Source organism: Noviherbaspirillum sp. ST9 (assembly GCF_048799745.1).
Lineage (GTDB): Bacteria > Pseudomonadota > Gammaproteobacteria > Burkholderiales > Burkholderiaceae_D > Noviherbaspirillum.
In genome coordinates this window covers 130,132-151,782 of the sequence record NZ_JBLWFR010000004.1, presented here as the reverse complement: position 1 = coordinate 151,782, position 21,651 = coordinate 130,132, and the positions used below count along the sequence as shown (strand labels likewise).

Annotated in this window: 19 protein-coding genes; 13 read left to right on the top strand and 6 right to left on the bottom strand. The window is 64.2% G+C overall.

Annotated elements, in window-relative coordinates; genetic code table 11:
- The first annotated feature begins 194 nt into the window (after positions 1-194).
- The 8 genes from rfaD to ACNOHI_RS09785 are packed head-to-tail and all read left to right on the top strand — an operon-like array spanning position 195 to position 8,017.
- Positions 195-1,208: an ADP-glyceromanno-heptose 6-epimerase gene (gene rfaD / locus ACNOHI_RS09820; RefSeq protein ID WP_420474488.1), complete on the top strand. Its 1,014-nt coding sequence runs from the start codon at positions 195-197 to the stop codon at positions 1,206-1,208.
- A gap of 10 nt (positions 1,209-1,218) precedes the next feature.
- On the top strand, positions 1,219-2,181 hold the full coding sequence (locus ACNOHI_RS09815; protein ID WP_420474487.1) for an AAA family ATPase: 963 nt from the start codon (positions 1,219-1,221) through the stop codon (positions 2,179-2,181).
- On the top strand, positions 2,178-3,083 hold the full coding sequence (locus tag ACNOHI_RS09810; protein ID WP_420474486.1) for a DUF58 domain-containing protein: 906 nt from the start codon (positions 2,178-2,180) through the stop codon (positions 3,081-3,083). The genes ACNOHI_RS09815 and ACNOHI_RS09810 overlap by 4 nt, the downstream gene beginning before the upstream one ends.
- Complete coding sequence (locus ACNOHI_RS09805) at positions 3,080-3,538, top strand: DUF4381 domain-containing protein (RefSeq protein WP_420474485.1); 459 nt, start codon at positions 3,080-3,082, stop codon at positions 3,536-3,538. Before ACNOHI_RS09810 ends, ACNOHI_RS09805 begins: the two co-directional genes overlap by 4 nt.
- Positions 3,535-4,443, top strand: a complete 909-nt coding sequence (locus ACNOHI_RS09800) for a VWA domain-containing protein (protein WP_420474484.1) — start codon at positions 3,535-3,537, stop codon at positions 4,441-4,443. Before ACNOHI_RS09805 ends, ACNOHI_RS09800 begins: the two co-directional genes overlap by 4 nt.
- Complete coding sequence (locus ACNOHI_RS09795; protein ID WP_420474483.1) at positions 4,440-5,852, top strand: hypothetical protein; 1,413 nt, start codon at positions 4,440-4,442, stop codon at positions 5,850-5,852. Before ACNOHI_RS09800 ends, ACNOHI_RS09795 begins: the two co-directional genes overlap by 4 nt.
- Entirely contained in the window at positions 5,846-7,033 is a 1,188-nt protein-coding gene (locus tag ACNOHI_RS09790; RefSeq protein ID WP_420474482.1) for a hypothetical protein, read from the top strand. The genes ACNOHI_RS09795 and ACNOHI_RS09790 overlap by 7 nt, the downstream gene beginning before the upstream one ends.
- Before the next feature lie 27 nt (positions 7,034-7,060).
- A complete protein-coding gene (locus tag ACNOHI_RS09785; RefSeq protein WP_420474481.1) occupies positions 7,061-8,017 on the top strand; it encodes a ChaN family lipoprotein in 957 nt (318 codons plus the stop codon).
- Here ACNOHI_RS09785 and ACNOHI_RS09780 read toward each other — a convergent pair.
- Complete coding sequence (locus ACNOHI_RS09780; protein ID WP_420474480.1) at positions 8,014-8,901, bottom strand: DMT family transporter; 888 nt, start codon at positions 8,899-8,901, stop codon at positions 8,014-8,016. The genes ACNOHI_RS09785 and ACNOHI_RS09780 overlap by 4 nt on opposite strands.
- 118 nt (positions 8,902-9,019) lie before the next feature.
- Between ACNOHI_RS09780 and ACNOHI_RS09775 the strand changes: the two genes are divergently transcribed.
- Complete coding sequence (locus tag ACNOHI_RS09775; protein ID WP_420474479.1) at positions 9,020-9,817, top strand: alpha/beta fold hydrolase; 798 nt, start codon at positions 9,020-9,022, stop codon at positions 9,815-9,817.
- On the opposite strand, the gene ACNOHI_RS09770 is transcribed toward ACNOHI_RS09775, so the two are convergent.
- Together ACNOHI_RS09770 and ACNOHI_RS09765 are read right to left on the bottom strand one after the other, a co-directional pair.
- Positions 9,799-10,458 carry an energy-coupling factor ABC transporter permease gene (locus ACNOHI_RS09770; protein ID WP_420474478.1) on the bottom strand — a complete coding sequence of 220 codons (660 nt, stop codon included), beginning with the start codon at positions 10,456-10,458 and terminating at the stop codon, positions 9,799-9,801. The genes ACNOHI_RS09775 and ACNOHI_RS09770 overlap by 19 nt on opposite strands.
- A 208-nt stretch (positions 10,459-10,666) precedes the next feature.
- Entirely contained in the window at positions 10,667-10,954 is a 288-nt protein-coding gene (locus tag ACNOHI_RS09765; protein WP_420474477.1) for a PsiF family protein, read from the bottom strand.
- A gap of 211 nt (positions 10,955-11,165) precedes the next feature.
- Between ACNOHI_RS09765 and ACNOHI_RS09760 the strand changes: the two genes are divergently transcribed.
- Positions 11,166-12,533 (top strand): hypothetical protein, encoded by a 1,368-nt coding sequence (locus ACNOHI_RS09760; protein ID WP_420474476.1) that lies wholly within the window; start codon positions 11,166-11,168, stop codon positions 12,531-12,533.
- 141 nt (positions 12,534-12,674) lie between these two features.
- Here ACNOHI_RS09760 and ACNOHI_RS09755 read toward each other — a convergent pair whose 3' ends face one another.
- The 3 genes from ACNOHI_RS09755 to ACNOHI_RS09745 all read right to left on the bottom strand — a co-directional run bounded on the left by ACNOHI_RS09755 (position 12,675) and on the right by ACNOHI_RS09745 (position 15,973).
- A complete protein-coding gene (locus ACNOHI_RS09755; RefSeq protein WP_420474475.1) occupies positions 12,675-14,327 on the bottom strand; it encodes a Tar ligand binding domain-containing protein in 1,653 nt (550 codons plus the stop codon).
- A 31-nt stretch (positions 14,328-14,358) separates the two neighbouring features.
- Positions 14,359-15,525 (bottom strand): HD-GYP domain-containing protein, encoded by a 1,167-nt coding sequence (locus ACNOHI_RS09750; protein WP_420474474.1) that lies wholly within the window; start codon positions 15,523-15,525, stop codon positions 14,359-14,361.
- A 115-nt stretch (positions 15,526-15,640) separates the two neighbouring features.
- Complete coding sequence (locus tag ACNOHI_RS09745) at positions 15,641-15,973, bottom strand: hypothetical protein (RefSeq protein ID WP_420474473.1); 333 nt, start codon at positions 15,971-15,973, stop codon at positions 15,641-15,643.
- Between the two features lie 291 nt (positions 15,974-16,264).
- On the opposite strand from ACNOHI_RS09745, the gene ACNOHI_RS09740 reads away from it, so the two are divergent.
- The 3 genes from ACNOHI_RS09740 (at position 16,265) to ACNOHI_RS09730 (ending at position 21,313) form a co-directional block, all read left to right on the top strand.
- Positions 16,265-18,364 carry an HDOD domain-containing protein gene (locus ACNOHI_RS09740; protein WP_420474472.1) on the top strand — a complete coding sequence of 700 codons (2,100 nt, stop codon included), beginning with the start codon at positions 16,265-16,267 and terminating at the stop codon, positions 18,362-18,364.
- Between the two features lie 27 nt (positions 18,365-18,391).
- On the top strand, positions 18,392-20,626 hold the full coding sequence (locus ACNOHI_RS09735) for a putative bifunctional diguanylate cyclase/phosphodiesterase (RefSeq protein WP_420474471.1): 2,235 nt from the start codon (positions 18,392-18,394) through the stop codon (positions 20,624-20,626).
- A gap of 138 nt (positions 20,627-20,764) precedes the next feature.
- Positions 20,765-21,313 (top strand): hypothetical protein, encoded by a 549-nt coding sequence (locus ACNOHI_RS09730; protein ID WP_420474470.1) that lies wholly within the window; start codon positions 20,765-20,767, stop codon positions 21,311-21,313.
- Positions 21,314-21,651: the final 338 nt, after the last annotated feature.

The following is a 21,651-nucleotide window of genomic DNA, read 5'->3' as shown; positions in this document are numbered from 1 at the left end:
CAACGCAAAACACAGGGGCACACCAATCCAGCGGTCCAGCCATCTCATCAGGTCAGGGTGAATCAAGAACACCTCGAAACGTTAAACATTCGACATGCACGCCCGCGTGCTGCTTGACCGGCGCTATGAAAAGACTTCACGGCGCTCGTCAAACCACGGCTTTCTTGGCACAATGCCCGAAGATCGGAACTGCCATGCTGAATCAAAACGGAAGGACTGCGAAACTCCCCGACGGACCCATCGTGATCACGGGGGGCGCCGGCATGATCGGCAGCATGGTGGCCTGGCATCTGAATGATGCGTGCGACAGAGATGATCTCATTATTGTCGACCACCTCCAACACTCCGACCAGTGGCAGAACCTCTGCCGCCGGCGTTACTCCGATTACCTTGATCGGGATCAATTATTCCCGTGGCTGCAATCCGGCGTGAAGCCGGGCGCCGTGATCCACATGGGCGCCATCAGTGCGACGACGGAACGCGACGTCAACCTGCTGATGCAGTACAACTTCAAGTACAGCCAGGCGTTGTGGCAGTGGTGCGCGCGCAATGAAGTCCCCTTCCTGTACGCGAGCTCGGCGGCGACCTACGGCGACGGCGCGCATGGCTACGATGACAATGTCTTCGATCCGCTTCGACCGCTCAACGAGTACGGCTACTCGAAACACCTGTTCGACCTGTGGGTGCTGCGCCAGGTCGCGCAGCGCGTCACGCCGCCGCACTGGTGCGGATTCAAGTTCTTCAACGTCTACGGTCCGAACGAGTACCACAAGCAGGACATGGCCAGCATGACCTGGCACTGCTTCCGGCAGATCCGCGATACCGGAAAGATCCGCCTCTTCCGCAGCGCCCGCGCCGACTACGCCGACGGCATGCAACTGCGCGATTTCATCTATGTGAAGGATGCGGTCGACGTTGTCGCCCATTTCCTGGCGCACCGCCACACGTCCGGCATTTTCAATGTCGGCACGGGGAAGGCGCGCACCTTTCGCGATCTCGCGCTGGCAGTGACGCATTGCCAGGAACGCGATCCCGCGATCGAGTGGATCGACATGCCGGCCGGCCTCCATGGCCGGTACCAGTACTTTACGCAGGCATCCCTCGCCAAGCTGCGCGACGCGGGCTATACGGCGCCCTTCCGCAGCCTGGAGGACGGCGTCGCCGATTACGTGCGCCATTACCTGACGCATCCCGATCCCTATTGCTGATACCCAAACGATGACGCTGCACACGCGATTCCTGGAATTGCAGGCCCGCCTCGACGCCGAAGTGCTCGGCCAGAAGCACCTCACGGCGCGCCTGCTGATGGCGCTGCTCGCCGACGGCCACCTGCTCCTCGAAGGGCCGCCGGGGCTGGCGAAAACCCGGGCGATCAAGGTCCTCGCCGCCTTGATCGACGGCAGCTTCCACCGCCTGCAATTCACGCCCGACCTGCTGCCGGCCGACCTCACCGGCACCGAGGTATTCCGCCCGCAGGACGGCAGCTTCCATTTCGAGCGCGGGCCGCTGTTCCATGAATTCGTCCTTGCCGACGAAATCAACCGTGCGCCCGCGAAAGTGCAGTCGGCGCTGCTGGAGGCGATGGCGGAACGCCAGGTCACCATCGGCCGCCAGACCTATGCGCTGCCGCCGTTTTTCATGGTGATGGCGACGCAGAACCCGATCGAGCAGGAAGGCACCTACCCGCTGCCGGAAGCGCAGCTCGACCGCTTCCTGATGCAGGTCCAGGTGGACTATCCCGACGCTGGCATGGAACGGGACATCCTGGCGCTGGCACGCAAGGAAGCGCGCCACGGCGGCAAGGTGTCCATCGAGCCGGTCGCGACGCGCGAGCAGGTGTTTGAGGCGCGCCTCGCGGTGCTCGACCTGCATCTTGCCGGGGAACTGGAAGACTACATCGTGCGCATCGCCGAAGCGACGCGCCATCCGGAGAGCGTCGATCCCGCGCTTTCGGGCACAGTGCGCTACGGCGCCAGTCCGCGCGGCACGATCGCGCTGGAACGCTGCGCGCGTGCCCGGGCATGGCTGGCCGGCCGCGACTACGTGTCGCCGGAAGACATCCAGCGCATCGCGCCGGACGTGCTGCGGCATCGCGTCCTGCTGGGCTACGAGGCGCAGGCAGGCGGCATGACGGTGGACAGGCTTGTGGCAACGCTCCTGCAAAAAGTGCGGGTGCCATGAGCGGCGAGAAGGCCGGACCGGACGGCTCGTTCGCTTCGCTGGCGGAGCTCGTCGCCTTGCGAACGCGCGTGCATGCGCGGCGCGGCCTGCCTTTCGCTCGCGCTGCGGGCAATCCCGGGGGGCGCGTCCCCGGCCGTCTCGGCAGAGGCATGGAGTTCGCCGAATCGCGCCCTTACCGCGCGGGAGATGATGTGCGCAGCGTCGACTGGCGCCAGACGGCGCGGCGCGGCGCCCCGTTTACGAAGCTGTTCCGCGAGGAACATGAACGCCCGGTGCACCTGCTGGTGGATCTCGGCGCGAGCATGCGTTTCGGTACGCGCGTCGCGTTCAAGTCGGTGGTCGCGGCACGGACCGCCGCCCTGCTCGCCTGGCAAGCGGCGGCGGACGGGGAGCGCGTCGGGGGCATCGTGTGCGGCTGCGGCCGACGCGAGGTGCGTCCGCAGGCCCGGCAACATGGCGCGCTCGCGTTGCTGCGGCAGCTTGCCGAGGTATCGGCCCTGGCGCCCGACACCGCATCGCTGCTTGCCTCCGCCCTGGCCGCCGTCACGCACATCGTCCGTCCCGGCGGCATTGCCATCCTGGTCAGCGATTTCCATGCGCTCGACGACATGCTGGCACATTCCATTGCTGCCCTGTCCTTGCGGATCGATGTCGGACTGGTGCACGTGGTCGACCCGTTTGAATCGTCGCCGCCGCCGGGCGTATACCGGGTGAGCAATGGCGAACGCAGCACGACGCTCGACCTGGAGAGCGACGCCGGCCGCGCCGCCTATCTTGCCCCGTTTGCAGCACGCAACGCCCTGCTGGACAAGCTGGCGCGGCATCCGCATGTCCGCCTGGTGACGCTTGCCACGCATGAAGACCCGGCACGTGCGCTGTGCTTGTTGTCCGGCACGCCATGAATCCGAACGCCCTCGACACCCTGCGGGATATCCATCTTCCCGCTGCCACCCCCTGGTGGGCCATGACGGAAGTGTGGATCGCGGCCGCGTGTGCCGCCGTCGCCGCGTCCTGGATGATCTACCGCGGCATACGCACTCGGCGCCTGCGACATGCGCTGCGCGAACTGTCCTCGCTCGAGGCGGCGCATGCCCGCGACGGAAACGCGGTGCGCCTGGCCGGCGGCCTGTCGCAACTGCTGCGCCGCCACGCTGCCGCCTGTTTTCCCGAGGCCGGCGTGGAGGGGCTGAGCGGCGGCGACTGGCTCGCCTTCCTCGATGCGCATGGCGGCGGCAACGCCTTTACGCAGGGGACGGGCGCAGTCCTGGAAAGTCTTCCCTACCGCGCTTCCGGCACAACCGATGCGCAGGCACTGATTGCCCTGGTGCGCCAATGGCTGCGGGAGAATCCGCGATGAGCTTCGCCTGGCCGTGGTTGTTCCTTGCGCTGCCGCTGCCCTGGGCGCTGCGCCTGCTGCTTCCGCCTCCGGAAGGGGGGCCGGCACTGCGGATTCCCCGGCTGCCCGATACGGTTGCACAGGGTCCGCGCGCCAGGACGCAGGGCTGGCTTGCCGTCCTCGCCTGGCTGCTGCTGGTGACGGCCGCCGCGCGGCCACAGATGCCGGGTGACCTCCTCCCTGTGCGTGGCGGTTCAGGGATGATCATCGCTTTCGACGTGTCGAGCAGCATGTCGGTTATCGACCTGAAACAGGGCGACAAGGCGGTCGAGCGCTTGCATGCGGCACGCGCGCTCGCCGGGGACTTCCTCGCGCGCCGGCAGGGCGACCGGGCGGGTCTGGTCGTCTTCGGCGCGCAGGCTTACCTGCACACGCCGCTGACCCACGACTTGCACGCCGTGCGCGCCGCGCTCGCCAGCGTCCAGGCCGGGCTGGCGGGACGGGAAACGGCGCTGGGCGACGCCATTGCCTTGTCCGTCAAATACCTGAAGGAGCTGCCCGAAAACGCGCGGGTGCTTGTCCTGCTGACCGATGGCGCCAATACCGCGGGCACACTGGCGCCGGGACGCGCGGCATGGCTGGCGCGGCGGGAAGGGGTGCGCATCCATGCCGTTGGCGTCGGCTCCGGCGAAGGCCTGCAGGAAACAGTGTTGAAGGACATGACCGTCCAGACCGGCGGCAGCTACGTCCGCGCCACCGACAGCCGGGCCATCGCCGCCTTCTTCGACGGCGTGCAACGCGCCGAGCCCGCCGCGCGGGAAAGTGAAGCGCGCGCCCTCAGCGAGTTGTACGCCTGGCCGCTCGCCCTTGCCTGCCTGCTGGCCGCCGGTCTTGCGTGGCATCACCGTCGCGAGGCCATGGCATGACGCTGCTGGCCCACGTCGCCTTCGCCCGGCCGGCATGGCTGCTCGCGCTGCTGCCGCTGGCGTTCGCGCTGTGGCACGTGCACCGCTCGCCTGCCGGCATGCGCCGCTGGAAGCACGCGGTCGATGACCATCTTTTGCCGCATGTCCTGACCGGGGGATCGGACAAGCGCGGCGGCACGGCGGCGCTCGCGCTGGCCTGGCTGCTCGCGGTGCTGGCGCTCGCCGGACCGCAACTGCACGACGCCGATGGACAGCATGCAGCGCGCCGCGACAGCACGCGCGTGCTGGTGGTCGACCTGTCACCGGGCGCCGCGGCGCACCTGGAAAGCGTCAAGCTGAAACTGCATGCGCTGCTCAACCTGCCGCACGGCGGCGATACGGCAATGCTGGTCTACGCGGACGAACCGTATCTGGTCGTCCCGCCGACAGCCGACGCGGCCGTGGTTGCCCGTTTCGTCCCGGAGCTCGCCGTCGATGCGATGCCGGTTGCCGGAAACCGGCCGGAGCGCGCGTTGCGCATGGCAAGCGCCCTGCTCGCACGCAGCGGTGCGGGAACACGCGACATCATCTGGCTCACCCATAGCGACTGGCGCAACGTCCCGACGGCAGCGGAACTTGCCGGCATCCGTCTTTCCGTCCTGCATGCCGACGGCGCAGATCTCCCGATACTGCGGAAAACAGCGACGGGCACTGGTGGCATACTGCTCGCCATGCGCGCCGACCACACCGACCTGACTACGCTTTCCGCCACCCTGACCGCGAGCAACCGCGGCGTGGGCGTGGCTGGCGTGACCGAACTCGGCCCGTGGCTGCTGCTGCCCCTGCTGCCATTGGCCGCACTGCGCTTCCGGCGCGGCCTGCTTGCCGCGTTGCCGCTGGTGTTGTGCGCAGCCATCCTGCCGCCATCCTCCGAAGCAGCGAGCCTCGCCGACGGTGACGCGAAGCGCCTGTTCGATGCGGGCCGGTACGCGGAGGCAGCCGTCCGGTTCAGCGATGCCCGCTGGAAGGCCGTGGCGCATTACCGCGCCGGTCAATACGATGAGGCGGCACGCCTGCTTGAAGGGCAGGAGGATCACGGTTCGCTGTACAACCGCGCGAATGCGCTGGCCAAGGCAGGACGCCTGCGCGAAGCGCTGGACGGTTACGAGGCGGCACTCCGGCTCAGTTCAAACGATGCCGACACCCTGCACAACCGCGATCTCGTGCGCAGCCTGCTGAACACCTCGAAAAGCGGCGGCAAGGGCGGCGGCTCGGGTGGCGGAACCACCGGCCCCTCCGAGAGCGACGCCAACCGTGCTGCCGAACAATGGCTGCGCGGTGTGCCGGACGATCCGGGCAGCCTGTTGCGGCGCAAGCTGCAGGCGGAGCACCAGCGCCGCCAGGCAGGTCATACGGAGCGGCCATGGTGAGACGCCTGCTCGCCATCCTCCTGCTCGCGGCCGTCCTCCCCGCCTGGGCGGCGCAGGACCTGCTGCTCGAAGCCGAGCTCGACATGCAGGAAGTGCACGTCCATGCACAAGCGGTCTACCGCCTGCGCTTCCTGCACGCCGTCGATGTGCGCGATGTGCAGCTGGTCGGTCCGCAGGCGCGTTTGGCCGATCTCCATCTCATCGGCGAAGACAAGATCTTCGAAACGGAACGCAATGGCCGCCGCTACCGCGCGCACGAACGCAAATACGCGGTCTTTCCCTTCGCCAGCGGAACGCTGGAGCTGGCCGGCGCGTATGCCACCGGCCGCATGCCCGCCGCGACGGCCTCCCTGCCCGAAGGCTGGCGGCCGCTGCGGATGGACGCGCCGCCGCGCACGCTGACCGTGCTGCCGGTCGACATCCAGGCCGACGGCGCCCCCTGGCTGCCGGCCCATGCACTATCCCTGACCGAACAATGGACGACCGTGGAAAACGGCGTGCACCGGCGCACCGTGCGCATCGAGGCCGCCGGCGTGCAAGCGGCACAACTGCCGGAGCTGGATATCAAGGTCGAAGGCATGGGCGTGCTCCCCGGTCCGCCACGCCTGCAGAACCATTTCCAGGGCGAGCGCAACATCGCGGTGCGCGAGCAGACCTTTGTCCTCATGCCGGCAAAAAGCGGTCTGTTCACCGTGCCGCCGCTGCAACTGCGCTGGTGGAATGTCGATACCGACAGCGAGCGGACAGCGGGCCTGCCCGGGCGCACGCTCGTGGTCGGTGAATCCGCGCCGCCGACGCAACCGGCAAACAGCGCCACCCTGACACAGACGGCACTGGGACACCTGAGCGCGATCGTCGCGGCGAGTCTGGCCACCGCGCTGCTGTTCGCGGCACTGCGCAGCCGGCGTCTCCGGATGGCATGGCGGCTGCGAAAGGCGTGCCGGTCGGAAGACGCGCGCGCGGTGCGCGACGGACTCCTGGAATGGGCGGCCGCCACGCTGCCCGATCCGCCGCGCAATCTCGGCGCGCTCGCCGAACGCATGCAGGACAGCGGCACACGCGACGCCGTGCTGGCACTCGATCGCAGCCTGTACGGCCCGCAGGCCGGCGCCTGGGATCGCGGCATGCTGGCGGCGCTGGTTTCCCGCGTCAAGCGCGATGCGCGGCGCAATCGGACATAACACTCGCATTCACCACGACAAGCGACTATGAATACTTTAAAAAAACTCGCCCGAACCCTGTTCTGCGCCATCACAGTGGCCTCTCTTGCATCCTGCGCCCATTTCAGCAATCCGTACGGAACGCAGCATCCGCTCGCAGGCAAGATCTGGGACGTCGCCAACAACCGCTTCGTCGAGCCCGACGAGGTGATCGGCCGGGCGACCGAGTCCAAATTTGTCCTGCTGGGCGAAATCCACGACAACGAAGAGCACCATCGCATCCAGGCCATGATCCTCGACGCGGTGGTCAAGAGCGGACGCAAGCCGGCGCTGGTCATGGAACAGTTCGACGTCGACCAGCAGAAGCTGGTGAACGGCATCGTGCAAGGCAACGGCTCGCGCATGGACAAACTGCGCGACTTGTCGAAGCTGATGCGCCAGGGCTGGAACTGGCCGCTCTACCAGCGCCTGGTGTCGTCCGCGCTGCAACAGAAGCTGCCGCTGGTAGCCGCCAACCTGTCGCGCGAAGCGGTGCGCGAAGTCGCGCGCAATGGCTACGAGGTGCTCGGCACGGGAGAAGAATCGCGGCTGGCGCTCGACACTACCTGGACGCCCGAGCGCGACCGCCAGCTGGCGCAGGAGATCGCCGCCGGCCACTGCGGCAAGGTCGCCGACCACATGGTGCAGATCATCACCAAATCGCAGCGCGTCCGTGACGCCGTCATGGCGGACAAGATGCTGATGGCCCGCCGCAGCGGCGTGGTCGGGATCGTTGGACGCGGCCATGCGCGCGAAGACCTCGGCGTGCCGCTTTATCTCGCCGCGCGCGCGCCGGAAGAAAGCGTGCTGTCGGTCGGCATGGTCGAAGTGTATGAACCGGTGGATCCCAATGCGTATGCGCACAGCGCCGTCGGCGCCCACCACGACTACCTGTGGTTCACCCCGCGTCCGGCGCGTAACAGCAATCCCTGCGACAGCATTCCGGCGCCGAAGGCGGAGAGTTAACTTCGTCGCGACACCAGCGCCACGCCGACGCAGGTGACGACAATGCCGGCAATGCTGAGCCAGGTCGGCACGACCGAGAACATGGCCCATTCGAGGAAGACCGCAACGATGGGTGTGAGGAACATCAGGCTGGTCACCTTGGCCGCGTGGCCGCGCCGCATCAGCAAATGCAGCGCATTGACCGCAAGGATCGACGCGAAGATCACGAGAAACACGATGGCGACTGCCATCTGCCAGCTCCACCGCACCTGGAATCCTTCCACGACCCACGCCGCCGGCGCCAGCACGCACAGCGACAGCACGAATTGAATGAAGGACGAGCTGCGCAGGTCGGCCGAGCGGCAGAAAGCGCGCTGGTAAAGCGTCCCGGTCGTCATGGCGGCGAGCGAGATTGCGGCTGCGGTGAGGCTTGCCAGCGTGACGGCCTTCACATCCACCTTGTGCCACACCACTAGCGCGACGCCGGCAAGCCCGAGTACAACGCCGGCCCATTGCGCGGACACGAGGCGCTCGCCCATCATGCGGTGCGCGAAGATGGCCGTGAACAAGGGCTGGGTTGCCAGCAGAAGTGCGGTGATGCCGGCCGACATGCCGAGATACTGCGCGTAGTGACTGCCGCCCAGCGTGAGCGCATGCATCAGCAACCCGGCCACACAGATATGAAAGAGTTCACGCCCGCTCGACGGCCATGACGGGCGCACGATCAGCAACCACGGAACAAGGCACAGCACACCGAAGACATAGCGCAAGGCAAGGAAGGTGAACGGCGGCGCATACTGCATCCCCACCTTGCTGGCGAGATAGCCCGATCCCCAGACGAGCACGAAGAACCATGCGAGCATCGCATCGGTGCGGTTGTCGTTCTGGGGTGCGTGTGGCGTCATCGGAATGTGCGCAATCGGATGCGACCGAGTGTACCGGCAATTGCACGCGCGCGCCGGACCTCGGCAAAGGCGGGGCCGAACTGCAATAATTGCCGTTCACGTACAACGGACATCGCCCATGCCATTCACACACATTCCCTGGAGAGGCGGCAGCGCCGAGATCGACTATCAATGGATCGGCGTGGAACATTCTTCTCATCCCATCGTCGTTTTCCTGCACGAGGGCCTCGGATCGATTTCGATGTGGCGCGATTTTCCGCAGCGTTTCTGCGAAGCGCACGGCTTGCGCGGACTGGTGTTTTCCCGCGTCGGCTACGGCCAGTCCACGCCGCGCCCGCTCGACGCGCACTTGCAGCCGGACTATTTGCATGAACAGGCATGGCAAGCCCTGCCCGCCCTGCTGTCTGTTCTCGACGTGGAGAAACCCTGGCTGTTCGGCCACAGCGACGGCGGTTCCATCGCGCTCCTGTATGCCGCGCGCTTCCCGGAACGGGTCAGCGGCGCGGTCGTGATGGCGCCGCACATTTTCGTGGAAGACATCACCATCGAAGGCATCCGCAAGGCAAAGGAGGCCTTCACGCAGACCGACCTGAAAGCGCGCCTGGCCCGCCATCACAAGGATCCGGAGTCGGTCTTCCGCGGCTGGAACGACGCCTGGCTGGCCCCGGCCTTCCGCTCGTGGAACATCGAAGCGGAGCTGCCAAAGATCCATTGCCCGGTGCTGGCGATCCAGGGCGAAGGCGACGAATACGGGACGCTGGAGCAGATCCATGGCATTGCGCGGCAAGCGCCGAACGCCACTTCCCTGCCGATCGCCGATTGCGGGCATTCTCCGCATCGCGACCAGCCGGAAGCGGTCAGCCGCGCGGCCGGGGAATTCATCAAGGGGAATGCAGCTTACTTGCCGCGCAGGTAGACGTTGTCGTCGAAGGTCAGCACCCATTCCGGCCGGTAGACCGTGAACATGGTGAGCAGGAAGCCGGTCAGGAAAGACTCGCCCCAGGACAGCAGGAGCATGTAGGCAAGGATGTCGTCGGGGACGGGCACCGTCGTCATCATTGCGTAGTACACGCCGAACGACAGCATGTTGAGGAGGGCAAGCATCGCCATCGTGCCGAAGAAACCATTCCCGAGCAGGTAGACGAACATGTGCCGTGGCAGGAAGCGCTCGGTCGCGCGCATCAGCGCCTCGCCGCAGTACGCCGGCACAATGGCGAGCAGGAGGAGGTTCAGGCCAAGGTTCGTCCACACCCCGTTGAACGCGAGCGTGTACATGACAACGGAAAGGGCGGCGCCCGTCATCGCCAGCCTGCGGCCGAACATCAGCACGAAAATGGGCAGGCCGGCCATGTGAAGAGCGGCGCCGCCTGAAAGCGGCACGCTGAAACGCCAGATCATTGGCAGCAGGATGATGGCGCAGCACCAGGCAGAGAACGCGCCGGGGGCAGCCAGCCGTGGCCAGTCTGCCATCCGGACATTGCGATACAGGGTGGCGAAGGCGCCTATCGCAGCAACGAGCGCGACGGCATACGGAAGAGTTTCGTTGAAGATACCCATCGCTTCAGTATAGAAAGTGATTTCCGGATTGCCAGTGTTCCGTTCGAGAACACTATCATGGATGCGAGAAGCATGCCGGGGACGGGGCGCGGTGTTTCCGCTTGGGGAGAGTGAGATTATCCGCGCGGGGCGGCGATCGATGCTGCCTTCCTTACGCATCCGTGCAAGTTCTACACGGATGCGTGAAGGCCGGGACTTGCGGAGAGGATCAGCCCTTCTTCAGGCACTCGCTCATGAACTTCTTGCGCTCGTCGCCCTTCTTGTCCTTGGCTTCGGCGTTGCAGGTCTTCATCTTCTCCTGCTGCGCCTTCTGGGCTTCACTGACCTTCGGCTTGTTGCTCAGGCACTCCTTCATGAAGGCCTTGCGCTCATCGCCTTTCTTGTCGGCGGCTTCCTTGTTGCAGGTCGCCATCTTGTTCTGCTGTTCGGTGGCGGCATGGACGTTGGTGAAGGCAAAGGGAACGGCGAGCATCAGGGCGGCTGCTAGTTTTTTCATGTTTTCTCCTTGTTGGCCAGGGTGTTGTCGTGTGTTGCCTTCTTCATTACATCACAATTCCAACGCCCATATGTGAAGAAAAAGCGGCGCGGCGGACTTCACAAGATGTAAGGAAACATTTCCACCAGGAACTTGAAAGATTGCGAATCGGTCGTAAGGCGGGATCCTCATCGCTTGGGCTCGTCATTGCTCAATTGCCTATACGACTATCATGAACAGAAACAGCAAGCGCACAATCACACCGATGCTTACAACGGCAATTATCAGCTGCGTCCTCGCGGCATGCGGAGGCCAAACGGGCGAACAGGCGCAGAACGGCTTGACGGCGGGTGAAGGGACTGCATCGCAGTCAGGCGCCACGCTGGCCCCGCCAAGCGCCAACGACACCCAGAACGACCTCGGCCGCAAGATCAAGGTTGAGCCTGCTCCTGCTCCTGCTCCTGCTCCTGCTCCTGCTCCGGCGCCGGCGCCGGCGCCGAGCACCGGCACCGTTCGCGCAGTCGGTCCCGGACAGACCTACGCCACGCCGTGCAAGGCATTCGCCGCCGCCGTCAATGGCGATACGATCGAAATCGATGGCTCCGTCACCTACAGCGGGGACGTCTGCGGCATCTACCGCGACAACCTCACCATCCGCGGCGTGAACGGCCGCGCGAAGATCAATGCGAATGGCGTGAATGCGCTCGGCAAAGGAACATGGGTGGTGGCAGGCACGGGCACCGTGATCGAGAACGTCGAAATGTTCGGTGCAAAGGTGCCGGACCAGAATGGGGCCGCAATCCGGCTGGACGGCAAACACCTGACCCTGCGCAAAAGCTACCTGCACGACAACGAGAACGGGATTCTCACGTCGAACGACGGCGTGTCGAACATCGTTATCGAAAACAGCGAATTCGGCAATAACGGCTACGGTGACGGCTATTCGCACAACCTCTATGTGGGACACGTTGCCAGCCTGGTCTTCCGCGGCAATTATTCGCACGACGCGAAGACCGGCCACAACCTCAAGTCGCGCGCGGAAACCAACACGATTGTCTACAACCGCTTCTCGAGCAACGGCACGGGGCAGCCGAGCTATGAAATCGACCTGCCCAATGCAGGAACAGCCTATGTGGTCGGCAACGTCATCCAGCAGCCCTCCGCAAACCAGAACCCCGGCATGCTGACCTTCGGCGTGGAAGGCGCGACCAACCTCAAGCGGGAACTCTACGTGGTGAACAACACCTTCCTGAATGACGACAGCGTGCGTGGCACCTTTATTGTCGTTGGGAGCGGCGTGACTACCCCGATACTCATGCAGAATAATATTTTTGCCGGCGTCGGGACCGTGACGAATCAGGCCGGGGCGATCAATACCACTAATTACCGGTCGCTCGCCCCGGCATTTGCCGACCGGTCGACATATGATCTGCGTCCCGCTGCCGGGTCTCCGATGATTGACGGCGGTTCGATCCCGGGTACGGCGAGCTCGGGTGTTTCGCTTGTGCCGGCGTTCCAGTACAAGCATGTAGCGCAGTCCACATCGCGCCCGGCGCTTGGGCAGATGGATATCGGCGCGTACGAGTACGGCGCGCCGTGATAGAGGCAGAACGGTAGGAACGGGCAGGCGGGTGACTGCGGTTGACCGCCTTCAACAAGCAACCCGTCATTCCCGCGCAGGCGGGAATGACGTGCAAAGAGCAGCGGGTTAGCTCACATCAAAAAAATCCTGCGCCCTGGCCTAGTCAAAATACTTCACCAGCTTGTCCAACTCCTGCGCCGTCTTCTCCAACCGCTGCGACGCCGCCCAAGCCCCCTGCACCTCTCCGCGATTCTCGACAATCAGCATCGCCACCTGATTCATCTGCCCCACCGTATCACCAAGCGAAAACGCCTCGATGCGCACGGCAGCCGCGAGTTCCTGCGCCATCTTCGCCATCTCGCCGCCATCGCCGGCAACACCGCCGACCTGCTCTGACATCAGCATCATCCGCTCTGCCTCATCGGCCAACCTTCCCAGCCCTTCCGCCGACAGGGATGCCGCATCCACCGTCTGGTACACGCGATCATGCTGCTCCTCGGAGTGCTCCGCCAGGTTCATCATCGTGGTGTTCAAGCGCTGGCACTGCTCGCGGATCGATCCGGACGACACGCGGATCTCGTCCATCATCACCTTCAGGTGCAACTGCATGATGGCCACGCCGGTCATCACGCGTCCGGGCTCGCCAAAGCCCGAGGTATCGGCTTCACCGGACAGATTTCCCTCAGCGATGCGCTCGAGCGCGACGACGGCGGACTGCAGCGGGACGACGGTGGCGCGGAAGAAGTAGATGCCGGCGAACAGCACGATCAGGCAACCGGCGGTAATGCCGACGATGGCGACGACGATGATCAGCTGGTTGCGATCCGCCACCGCCCGGAAATTGGCTTCGGCCTTGGTCGACAGGAATTCGAGCAGCGCGGCGGCCTGCCGGTTGGCGTCGTCGTACAAGGGATTGACCCGCTCGCTCATCGCCGTTCCGGCCGCTGCAAAATCGCCTTTCTCCAAGGCGGCGCGGGCGGGCATCAGGCCGGATTCAACGTAGCGGTTGCGTGCCTGCCAGTAGCCCTCGGCCAGCGTGCGCTCGCGCTCGCCATGCGGCAGCTTGATGTAGTCGCGCCACAGCGCATCGATCTCGCGCTTGTTCCTTTCCAGCGCGGCCATGTAGCCCCGCACGCGCTCGCCGGTCGCCTCTTCCCTCAGCGACAGCGCCACTTGCGCCCGGTTGTCCGCCATCAGGAAATTAATGCGCCCGATCGCCTGCACCGGCGCCATCTCTTCATGGTAGAGGCCGCTCATAGCCTTGCTCGACAGGGTCAGGCCGGTGATGCCGAGGATGCCGCCGGCAATCATCATGAGGGTGACGAACACGATGCCCAGCGCCGCACCGTTGCGCACCGTCATGAACCGCCGCCAGCTGGCGCCGCTCTGGCGCGGGACCTGCCCGGTACGGGCGGCTTCCGCATACAGCGCTTCCGCCTTCGCAATATCGTCGCGCGAGGCTGCCGTGCGGACCGACATGTAACCAATGGTCTCGCCGTTCTTGCGCACCGGGACGACGTGCGCGTCGACCCAGTAGTGGTCGCCGTCCTTGCAGCGGTTCTTCACCACGCCACGCCACGGCAGCCCCTTCTTGAGCGTTTCCCACATGTCTTCGAAGACGATGGGCGGCACGTCCGGATGACGGACGATGTTGTGGCTGCTGCCGAGAAGTTCGTCGCGCGTAAATCCGCTCTGCGCGACGAAGTTGTCGTTGGCGAAGGTGATGATGCCCTTCGTGTCCGTGCGCGATACCAGCCGTATGCCTTCCTGGACGGTTTTTTCCTGGCCGGTAACGGGAAAGTTCTTTTTCATGACACGCCTCGCGTCGTAAAAGTCTGCATAGCTATTTCATCCACAGGCGCTTGATCGTCACCGCCGCCGAGCGGCATTCAGTGAAGGGGACCATGCCCATGATTTCGTAATTCGGGTTCGCCGCTTCGCGCCGGATCGGCTCCAGCATCGGCATGCCACGCTGGTCGTACACGGTGTACACCACGGCGTCGGCCGGCTTGTGGGTGCAGTGCTTGATGACCGCGATCTCGCCGCTCTTGAGCTTGACGATGGAGCCCGGCGGGAAAATGCCGATCTCGCGGATCATGGCCTGGATCAGGCTGCCGTCCAGGCTCACGTCCTTCTGCAGGTAAATGTCGCGCAGCGCGTTCTGCGACGAGTATTCCTTCGCACGATACGGCCGCGGCTTGGTCATCGCGCTGTAGGTATCGGCGATCGCCAGGATGCGTCCGGCGGGTGCGACGCCCTCGGATTGCAGCTTGCGCGGATACCCCTTGCCGTCCAGCCGTTCGTGGTGCTGCTCGACGGCATCCAGCCAGGTAGCGTCGTCGACGCCCGCGCTGCGCAGCAGCGTGGCGCCGGCCATCGGATGCTCGGACACGGCGCGCTTGAGCGAATCCGACAGGGCGCCGTTGGCCTGGTCGAGTTCCGCCTGCACATGGAACAGGCCGATGTCGCGTGTCAGTGCGGCGCAGACGACCGGCAAACGGGCTTCCTCCTCCAGTCCGGCGCGGCGTGCCGTCACTTCGGCCAGCACGGCGCCCATGACTTGGTGGACGATGAGGTAGGGATTGGCGTGGTCGAGATGCGGCGCGGCCAGGGAACTGTCGATGTCCGCCTTGCACAGTGCCTGGATGCGTGCGGCCAGTTGCCGGACGCGCACGCCCAGGTCGATCTGGTCCGGCGTCTTCACGGCCGTGGCGAAGGTGTGCTTGAGGTTGAGGATCAGGCTGCCGATCTGGTCGAATACCGGCATGGCCTCGCCCTGTGCCCGCAGGGGCGGCGTCGAACGTGGCGGCGCGGCCGCGCGTTCCGTCGACACCGGGCCGTCGGTACCCATCAAGGCCTTGCGCAGGATGATGCGGTCGACCTGTTCCTGCATGGTGATCACGATTCCCTTGCGCAGCAGCAGGCGGCCTTCCTGGTCATAAACCGAGAAAGCCAGCGGTTCGCCGAGCTTGATGTCGGCAGGGGTGATCTGGCGCTGCGAGGGGAACATGGGTGGCGAACAATGACCGGTCCGCGTTCCATGATAAGACAAGCGCCGTTGTCAATCAGCAACGGTTTTGTGCTTAAACTTGCTTTGGAGCATGGATTTGCGATTTAGGCAGGGTTCAGACCTGCTCGACCACGGAACAAAGGCCGGTGTCGTCCCTCCGGTAGCCCATGCGGGCGCGCGCAAAGCACTCGTCCTGGGGGGCGATGTCCATGCGCTCGTTCACCGGAAGGACCGACCATCCGCGGCGGCCTGCGGCAGCAGGCGTGCTCACGTCATAGCAGACGAGAACCGGCTTGCCCAAGTGGTCGTGTCCGAATGCATGCGGCTCCACCCTGCGCTCTCCACGGTCGCACCGGATGGCGAGGACGCGCCGGTCACGAATGGCGGAGACGATAAGCTTGCTCATGGCGATGGATATCAGGATGGCAAAATCTTGCAATCCCATCATCGTTTCCCCTTGGATGCAAGCCATGGATATGGGAAAAATGACAATTTCTGGTGAAACCGGGTACAAACGGGCGAAATTCGTCGCAAATCCGCATCCCTGCTGGCTTTCCGATCATCAACATCTATCCATAAGGAAATGTTTTGATGCTAATATGGCCAGAAATATTTGCTGACGTTCTCGGTTTTGGGAGGTTCAAGCATCATGGCATATCGCGTATTCAGTACGGCCCGGATTCATCCTTTCTGCCATGTCGGCGCGCGAGCGCCGTCGCTCGCCTGACCTCGCCCGGGAATGCATTCCCTCGCTGAGCGCACGATTCTCGACCGCATGGCCGGCGTGCGCATGCCAGCCATGCCGCAAGTCCTGTTGCAGCTCATGGAGATGTGCCGGGACGACAATGCCGGCATTCCCGCGCTCGCCGCGCTGATCTCGCGCGACGCCGGCATGACAAGCCGCATCCTCACCGTCGCCGGCAGTTCCGCCTTCCGCCGCGCGCGTGTCGCGCCCAGCCTTGAACAGGCCCTGATGACCATCGGCCTCAACATGGTCAAGACCCTGCTCATCAGCGAAGCGGTATTCCAGATCTTCGGCGGCTTCTCGCTGCGCAAGACGGTCGACCTCCGCCATTTCTGGATACATTCCCTGAGCGCCGCGATCACCTCCAAAGAGATCGCCAAACGCATTGGCTATCCGCGGCTCGAAGAAGCCTATCTCGCCGGCCTGCTGCACGACGTCGGCCGTCTGGCGCTGCTATCGGCGGAGCCTGAACAATACGCGCCGCATTTCCACGCCCCGGATGACGCCGCGCTGTGCGCCCGCGAAAAGGAACTCCTGCTGTTGACGCACGCGGATGCAGGCGGCTGGATCGCGCAACAGTGGCGCCTCGACTCCTTCATTGCCGACAGCATTCGCTATCACCACGAGCCGGAAACGCGCCTGCATCACACGCATCCACTGATCCGCACCGTCAACCTCGCGAACCAGCTGACGCCCGGCCTGCGCACCGATACCACCAGCGTCATGGCCGCCGCGCATTTGTGCGGCCTTGGCACGGACGATGTGGAGCAGCTTTGCAAGACCGCCGGGGAAGAAATCCGGAAGATTGCCGAATACCTTGGCGTCGACATGGCGACGGTCGGCGAAGCATGGACACCGCCTGCCCCGACGCCGGAAGACGACGCACGCGAAAAACTTGCCGTCCATGTCAGCGACCTCGTGTTCGGCGCCAGCCTGGAAGGCTGCTTCGATACAAGCGAAGACGATGACCCCCTGGCGGCCATTGCCCGCGCGGCATGCATGCTGTTCGGTCTCGACAACGCGGTCGTGCTGATGCATGACCAGGCCAAGGACACACTGAACGGGCATGTCGGCGCCGAGCCCGGCGACGCCGCGATGGCATTGAGCATTCCACTGCAGGCGGAAGGCGCGCTGTCCACCGCATTCACGTCCCGCAAGGTCACGTACTTGCGCCATGACGGCCCGGCGCCCACTGTCTTCGAAGAGCAGTTGCTGCGCATCCTGGAGGGGGAATGCCTGGTCGCCATTCCCCTTGCCGATGGTGTCGCATGCAAGGGTGTCCTGGTGGCGTCTGCTGATGAAGGCCGGTTGCACGCCCTGCGCGCACGCGAAGCCATGCTGATGGCATTCGGCACGCAAGCGGGCAAATCCCTGCGCGCATCCGGAAACGCACCGTCTTCCGGGGACGACGACCAGGGCACTGTATTCCGCTCGCTGGCCCATGAAGTCAACACGCCCTTGTCGATCATCCGCAACTATCTCAGCGTGCTCGACCGCAAGGTGTCGAAGAAGGAATCCATCGCGAGCGAAATCGCGATCATCCATGAAGAAATCGACCGCGTCACCGCACTGATCAACGACGTCGCCGATCCCCGCGCCCCGCAACCGGAAGGGCACGCCGACCTGGGTGCGGCCATCCGCGACGTGGTGGCCCTGCTGCGCGAAGCCGAATTCGTCCCGCCGACGGTCAACATCGCCCTGCAGGCGCTGGACACGGCGGCGCTGGAAGTGCCGGTCGACAAGGGCGTGCTCAAGCAGATCTTCCTCAACCTGGTCAAGAATGCGGTCGAGGCCCTGCCCGGCGGCGGCCAGATCGATATCGTCTGCAAGGGATTCACCCGGCAGGAGAACAAGCTGTATCTCGCCGTCGCCGTGAATGACAACGGCCCCGGCCTGCCCGCCGACGTCCTCGCCCGGCTCTACACGCCGGTCAGGTCGACCAAGGGCGGCAATCATCGCGGACTCGGCCTGAGCATCGTGCATGGCCTGGTCAAGAAGCTGGGCGGACAGATGTACTGCCACAGCGGCAAGAATGGCACTACCTTCGAACTGCTGTTCCCGTACTCGGCGCCCGCAGGGTCGAGCCCACCCTAGCGCGGACCACCTATCGTGCAGACCAACATGGCCCTTCTCTCGACACGCGATTCCGCCGCAATGGCGACGGTACTAGCCAAGGCGAACCTGACTGCCGCGGAGAAACGGCCGCGCCCGAAGATCGTACTGGTCGACGACGACGCACGGATGGTGCGCAGCATCCATGACCTGCTCGCGGACCAGGATTACGACCTGACGATGATCGTGTCGCCGCGCGAAGCCATTGAACATCTTTCCGCCCACCGTGCCGACCTTGTGCTGCTCGACCTGCGCATGCCGGAGCTCGACGGCCACCAGGTGATGGACATCATCACGGCACGCAACTTCGACGTCGGCGTTGTCGTTATCAGCGGCGAGCGCGACATCGACGCCGCCATCGGCGCGGTCAAGCGCGGTGTGTATGGTTACCTGCGCAAGCCATTCCATCCGGAAGACCTGTTGACGACAGTAGCGCAGGCGCTGCACCGGAAAACACTCGAGGCGGAAAAGCGCGAGATCCAGTACCAGCTCGAATGTTCGGAGCGCCTGTACCGCTACCTGGTCGACACGCTGCCGGACATCATCTACACCATCGATACCGAAGGCCGCTTCACGTATATCAACGACCGCGCGGAACAGTTGCTCGGCTATACGCGCGAAGAACTGGTCGGCAAGCACTACTCCACCATCGTGCACGAGGATGACCTCGAACGCGCCCGCTACGTGTTCCAGGAACGCCGCGTCGGCGACCGTGCCTCGCGCAACGTGGAGCTGCGGCTGAAATCGCGCAATGCGCTGATGGAGGAACGCTATTTCGACAACACGCTGCTGACCATCTCCTTCAATGCGACAGCCCTCTACTCGGTGAGCGAGGACAAGAACCGGCGCGAACTGTTCGGCACCTATGGCGTCGCTCGCGACATCACCGAACTGAAGCGGGCCGAACAGCGCATTTCCTACCAGGCGTTCTACGACGTCCTCACGGACCTGCCGAACCGCGTGTTGTTCAAGGACCGTCTCGACCTCGCGATCATCCACGCCAGGCGCAACAGCACCAAGATCGCAGTGATGTTCGTCGACCTTGACGGCTTCAAACCCATCAACGACACGCTCGGTCATCTGAAGGGCGACCAGCTGCTGCGCGAAGTGGCGCAACGCCTGCGCCTGAACCTGCGGCGCGGCGACACGCTGGCGCGCGTGGGCGGTGACGAGTTCACCGTCCTGCTTCCCGACCTGCGCAATCCGAAGGATGCGGCGGCGATTGCGCGCAAGTTCCTCTGGTCCCTGAAGCAGCCCTTTCAGCTGGACAACCAGCTCGTGCACATCTCGGCCAGCATCGGCATCGCGGTCTATCCGGACGACGGCACGACCATGGAAGATCTGGTGCGCCATGCCGACATCGCGATGTACCAGATGAAGACGGAGGGCAAGAACAACTTCCGCTTCTACGACGTTTCGATGGAGATCGCGGCCAACCAGAAAGTCGTGCTGGCCCAGTCCCTGCGACAAGCCATCGACCGCAACGAACTGGAGATGTATTACCAGCCGCAGGTCGATGCGGGCAGTGGATGCATCGTCGGCGCCGAAGCATTGATGCGCTGGAACCATCCCGAGCGCGGCACGCTGTCGGCGGGCGAGTTCCTCCCGTTTGCGGAAGAGAACGGCCTGATGCTGACGCTGACCGACTGGATGATCCGCGCGGTATGCAACCAGTTGCGCGTCTGGAACGATACCGGGCTCGGTGTCGAACGCGTGTCGATCAACCTGTCGCCGCAATGCCTCGACCGCGGCGACATCGCGCGCAAGCTGCTGCGCTGGGTGGCCGGCGCAGGCATTTCACCCGCGCAGCTGGAAATCGAAATCACCGAAAGCGTCTGCATCCGCAATCCGCAACAGGCACTCAGCCAATTGCACAAGATGGCGAACGCGGGCATAGGAATCGCGGTGGATGATTTCGGCACAGGCTATTCGTCGCTCGCCTATCTGCAACAATTCCCGGTCAAGACACTCAAGATCGACCGCTCCTTCGTCAAGGATATCCAGCACCAGAACGGACATTACCCGGTGGTGCTGGCCGTGATTTCAATTGCGGCCAGCATCGGCGTCAATGTAATTGCCGAAGGCGTGGAAACGGAAGGGCAATCCCTCTATCTGGCCAACGCCGGCTGCACCACCATGCAGGGGCATCTTTTCTACAAGCCCTTGCCCGCCGCGCAGTTCTACGAGCAGTTCCAGCAAGTCCGGCTGCGCCGGGCATCCAACGATGCAACATGGGCGCCGTGAACGGTTCCTAAACGCTGCCTATTAGCGTTCGGTTGAGGTTTCGCAAGGGCGATTCCTAGCAATCCCTTAGGTTTTCCGGAAACGCATGCGCGTCTGCGCATGTCCAACCCAGGCGACTTTGAAACCAGGAGAATTGCGTTGACACCGAACCTCACCTCAGCACGCCAGGCCATCCAGGCAGAACTCTCCCACGCCCGGCAAGGCGCCGCCTTTTATTCAGCACGCGTTGAAGCGCTGGAAACCGCGTTAACCCAGCTGGAAAGCGTGGAGTCCGATGACATGGCGCTCCTCGACACGGAAGAGGGCACCACGGCGAAAAGAACCGGCACGAAAAAACAGGCCGGAAAGCGCGGACGCCCCGCGCGCAAGGAAGCCTCGAGCCCCTCGACACGCACGAGAAAAGGCAAGAAGGCCGCCGCCAGGGGCGACCAGGGCGAACTCCCGACCACCGGCATCGACTTCTGGCTGGAACTGGTGACTGACGAACCGAAATCCGCCGTCGACATCGCCAACGCCGCAGCCACCTACCTTGGGTTGAGGGAAGACCAGAAGACCCAGATCCAGAAGCTCAAGCAGCGTGTCGCCCCCGCACTGGCCACCCTCGTGTCGAGCCAGAAGATCGAGCACGCCGGCACCGGGCGGCAACGCCGTTACTTCCGCGGCAATGCGCGCCAGGGCGCGGAATAAGCGCGGTACGGCTACCTCATCGCTTCCGATCCGATGCGCCCCGTCAACGCGGCGCATCGCCTCCTCCGCACCTCCCGCTTTTCGGGAGGTCGCCCCACATTTCCGACTGTCGGTTTTTTTTACACTTTTAGTTCAGTGCATCAAGTAGCTTGCGCCAAACTGTTGTTTTGTAACGGTTGGTAACAAGTGGCTCGCTTCTTGCTTCGAGGCATGTTTCCGCGGGGAACTTGGAAACGTTGCAGCCCAAGCATTTCCCTCTAGACTGAATGCAACACTGCCCGACCGCCATTTCCCTCGGATTGAGCGTCATCCCGGGTTCTTGCAGGTCCGGTTTTCGA